General features: G+C 68.5%; 5 protein-coding genes. 1 reads left to right on the top strand and 4 read right to left on the bottom strand.

All coding sequences use genetic code 11. The features are described from left to right. Positions 1-939: NADH:flavin oxidoreductase/NADH oxidase (locus tag RT309_RS13995; protein ID WP_396654463.1), on the top strand; the 939-nt coding region annotated here is incomplete at its 5' end. Here the strand turns inward: RT309_RS13995 and RT309_RS14000 are convergent. The 4 genes from RT309_RS14000 to RT309_RS14015 form a co-directional block, all read right to left on the bottom strand. Beyond that, positions 920-1,375 (bottom strand): nuclear transport factor 2 family protein, encoded by a 456-nt coding sequence (locus RT309_RS14000; protein WP_313358007.1) that lies wholly within the window; start codon positions 1,373-1,375, stop codon positions 920-922. The genes RT309_RS13995 and RT309_RS14000 overlap by 20 nt on opposite strands. Continuing rightward, positions 1,375-2,124, bottom strand: a complete 750-nt coding sequence (locus RT309_RS14005) for a hypothetical protein (RefSeq protein ID WP_313358009.1) — start codon at positions 2,122-2,124, stop codon at positions 1,375-1,377. The genes RT309_RS14000 and RT309_RS14005 overlap by 1 nt, the downstream gene beginning before the upstream one ends. 34 nt (positions 2,125-2,158) lie before the next feature. After that, positions 2,159-3,031: an SMP-30/gluconolactonase/LRE family protein gene (locus RT309_RS14010; RefSeq protein WP_313358011.1), complete on the bottom strand. Its 873-nt coding sequence runs from the start codon at positions 3,029-3,031 to the stop codon at positions 2,159-2,161. Positions 3,032-3,180: 149 nt separating this feature from the next. Continuing rightward, positions 3,181-4,144: cytochrome b/b6 domain-containing protein (locus RT309_RS14015; protein WP_313358013.1), on the bottom strand; the 964-nt coding region annotated here is incomplete at its 5' end.

Genomic DNA, 4,144 nt, shown 5'->3' on the forward strand with positions numbered 1-4,144 from the left:
GATGCCCACATCCCGGGGTGGCGCAGGGTCGCCGCTCTCGTGCGCAGCGCGGGGTCCGTGCCGGGCATCCAGCTCGGCCACGCCGGCAGGCGCGCGGCTGTCCGCGAGCCCTGGCGGGCCGGCGCTCCGCTCGACGGGACGGATGCCGCTGAAGGCAGCGGCCCTTGGCCGGTGGTCGGGCCTTCGCAGATCGCGTGCGGCCCTGGCCACCAGGTTCCGATCGAGATGTCGCTGGACGACATCGACCACTCGGTGCAGCGCTGGCACGATGCCGCCAGCCGCGCGGTCCGAGCGGGCTTCTCGTTCATCGAACTGCACGGCGCGCACGGATACCTGCTGCATTCGTTCCTGTCGCCGGTCTCGAACCACCGGATGGACGTATACGGCGGCAGCGCGGAGAACCGACTGCGCTATCCTCTCGAGGTCGTCGCCGCGGTTCGGGATGCCATCGGCGGCGCCGCCGCGCTGTCGTATCGGATCTCGTCGGTCGACGGAGCAGCGGGCGGACTCGGCATAGACGAGATGGTCGAGGTGGCGCGCCGTCTCGCCGAAGCGGGAGTGGACATCATCGACACGTCGTCGGGCGGCATCACGACCGACCGTTCCTCGGACACCCGCGTCCGCCGCGGTTTCGCGTTCCACGCCGACTTCTCTCGTCGAATCCGCTCCGAGGTCGATGTGCTGACCGCCACGGTCGGATTCGTCGTCGACCCCCACCAGGCCGAATTGCTCATCGAGCGCGGCGACGCCGACCTGGTGCTGCTGGGACGTGAGATGCTCGATGACCCCAACTGGGCGCTGCACGCGCGTGCAGCGCTGGGCGACGAGAGCCACGCCTCGTGGGACGTGCGATTCGGAAGCGCGGTGGGTCCACGCGCACGCACACTCGCGCGTCTGGCGGCGTCCGGAGAGACGCCACTCAGTCGCTTCGGAGGCTGAGCAGCTCCCGCGCAGCGGCCGAGCCGTCCAGCAGCCGGTTCCGCCGCCACTGGACCCGCCATCCCTCCGGGTGCCGGACCAGGCCCCAACGGTTGGCGCTGACGCGCTCCCCCACCCAGCGAGCTCCGTCGTGGATCATCACCGCCGAGTGGGTGATCGCCGTCGCCGTGTCGCCGTCGAGCACGATGTGCGGCGCCGAGAGGATGTGCGCGCACCCGCGCCGCATGTAGTCGATGTGCGTCGGATACTCGACCAGCCCGCGCACACCCGCGGCATCCAGCACGGTGTCATCGAACTGGTACGTCCCGTCGCTCGCCCACAGGTCGGCGACCGCCTCGCCGTCTGCCGAATCCACGGCAGGACCGTACCGCGCGATCAGCTCAGCGATCTCGGCTCGGTCCTCCAGAGCTCGCAGACGCCGCTCGACCTCGCCCATCACCAGTCCTGCCAGGGGGTGATCGTCGACACCGGCGCCGAGAACAGGATCTCTCCTGCGCCGCCGGGAATTCCGCTCTCGACCGCACGGAGCTCGCCTGAGACCGCCGCCGGGTCGTCCTCGAGGTAGACGAGTCGGATGCGGTGGCTGCCCGGTGTGCCGTCGAGGCTCTGGTCGAACGGGAGCGAGGAGTGGCGCTGCGGATGGCTGTACGAGAACGTCCACACGCCGGCGACACCGTTCACCTCCAGCAGCGCAGGAACGACCTCACGGTCCTCGCGCCGGTGCGCCTCATGCGCCTCGGCGCCGTGCGGATCCTCGAACCGGGTGAGGGTGACGTGCACGCCCCTGTTGGGCCGGTAGGGTAGCACGTCGGCCGAGACCAGAGCACGAGGCGCCGCATAGCCCTTCACTGGCTTGAAGAATGCCAGCATGGGTCTGTGGATGCCGGGGATCAGGGGTCCACGCCCCCACTGGTGCGAAGCTTCGCCGAGGGCGTCCCACGCCGCGACGGACTCATCAACGGGGTCGCGGAACCAGTACATCGCGACGAAGTCCACCTCGCCAGTCATGGGGCCCTCGACCATGTCCGAATACTGCGGACGCACCTCCCAGCGGTCTCCCCACGCGACTCCGGGCAGGGCGAGGTTCTCGGGACGATGGTCGAGCTGATGCCACCTGTTGTAGTCGGCGTGCAGCGATCGATCCTCGAGACTGACGAACGAGAAGAAGGCGAGGGGTGCTGTCATGGTCATCCTTTGCTTCGTGTGCGCTGGCGGCCGGTCATCGTGATCGGCGTGCGACCGCCCTGAGCTCTGAGGCGGGCACGTCGACGCGACGCACCTCGATCGCTCCGGTGCGCTGAACGGCGGCTCCCTCCGGGACCCATGTCTTCGCGGTGCACACGAAGAGGTCGCGTCCGTCCTGGCCTCCCAGCGCGACCGCATAGGGGTTCGCGACGGCGAGCCGGTCCGTGACGTGACCATCGACATCGACGCGGATGACCTCGTCACTGAACGGGGAAGCGACCCAGATGCCGTCCTCCGAGTCCACCGCGAGCCCATCCGGCCACTCGGACTCGAACTCCACCAGCGTCCGTCGCCCGCTCAGCGATCCGTCTGCGGCGACGTCGAAGACGCTGAGCCGGCCCGGGGATGATCGCGTCTCCGCGACGACCAGCTCGGTGCCGCCGCGACGCAGAGCCATGCCGTTGGGGAAGAGCAGGTCGTCGGCGACTGCACGCACCGAACCGTCGACGTCGACCAGCGCGAGGCTGGCCGGCGTGATGTCCTCGCCGGGAGGTGCACCGCTGCCGAAGTTGCCGACGTAGGCGCGGCCCTCCTGGTCGGTGAGCAGGTCATTGAGATGCCAGGAGGCCGCCTGGGTGAGGTCTGCATGCAGCACCGGCTCGGCGCCGGGATCTCTCAGATCGATCCGGAAGACGCGGCGATCATGCTGCGAAGCGACCAGCAGCGTGTCCTCGTCGAGGAAGCCCAGCCCTGAAGGCTTCTGCGGGATATGGGCGAGCACCTCGAGCCTGCCGGCGCTCCACCTCAGCACCTGATGCGAGTGCATGTCGGAGAAGTACAGCGCACCTTCGCGCCAGCGCGCTCCCTCGGGGAACGCGAGCCCCTCGACGATCGTGTTCCCGTGCATCGCCGACCTCTCTCAGTCGAGGCGGGCCCGCGCCATCGAGGTGCGCCCGCAATTCACCCGGTGCATTTAGCACAACCAAACAACCGCTTGCTCAAGGTCACTCTAGTCATGGGACTGACCGCCGTCAATCAACGAGTCGACCGACTTCGTCAGCGTCCGGAGACCTGACCGAACAGCTTGGCGATCGGAGCCAGCACCAGCGGGCGCGCGGCGAACCAGCCACCGGCGATCACGGCCATCGCGATGAGGAACACCCAGAACCCGGTCCACACGTCCGCGTACGCGATGCCGTCCACCGATCCCTGAGCAGCGAACATGTGGTTGAGGTTGCGCAGCGCACCGGTGAGGAGAACGAGCGCGACGTGCACGATGATGAACGCGACGAAGTACAGCATCACCGGGAAGTGCAGCGCGCGCGCCCACTCCACCGGGTACGCCTTGGACAGCTTCTCGGCATTCTTCGGCCACAGCCCCGACATCCGGAATCCGGTGATGATCGCGAGCGGAGCGGCGACGAACACCGTGGCGAAGTAGGCCAGCTGCTGCAGGCTGTTGTAATTCACCCAGCCGTTGTCGGTCGGCCAGTCGAACGAGACATACTGCAGGCCGGCCGACAGCGCGTTCGGGAAGACCTCCCAGCTCGTCGGCACGATGCGCGCCCAGTGGCCGGTGGTGACGAGCAGCACGACGAAGATGACGCCGTTGATGATCCACAGCAGATCGAGCGCCTGGTGGAACCACAGCGTCAGGCTGATCTTTCCCTTGCTGTCGCCGCGCGGAGCCCAGAAGACGGTGGGCCGCTTCTCGCTGCGCACGCGCAGTCCCGAGCGGATGATCAGCACCATGAGGAACATGTTGAAGAAGTGCGCCCAGTTCGCCCATGGGGCGAAGCCCGGTTCGACCTCGACAACCGGGTGGTACTCGCCCGGGTAGGTCACGAGGAAGTCCTGCATGAACGGGGTGCTGAGGAAGGCGCGCATGAGGAACACCGCGGCGACGGCCAGCAGGCCGAGGGATGCCAGGCCCAGCAGCCCTCCGATCGCCTGCGGCCAGGTCGGCCGCAGCGGCGAGGGTTCGGGCAGCGGCCCGGCCGCGTGCCGCGGCGCGCGACCC

Origin of the sequence: Microbacterium sp. (assembly GCF_032084865.1) — a bacterium.
Lineage (GTDB): Bacteria > Actinomycetota > Actinomycetes > Actinomycetales > Microbacteriaceae > Microbacterium.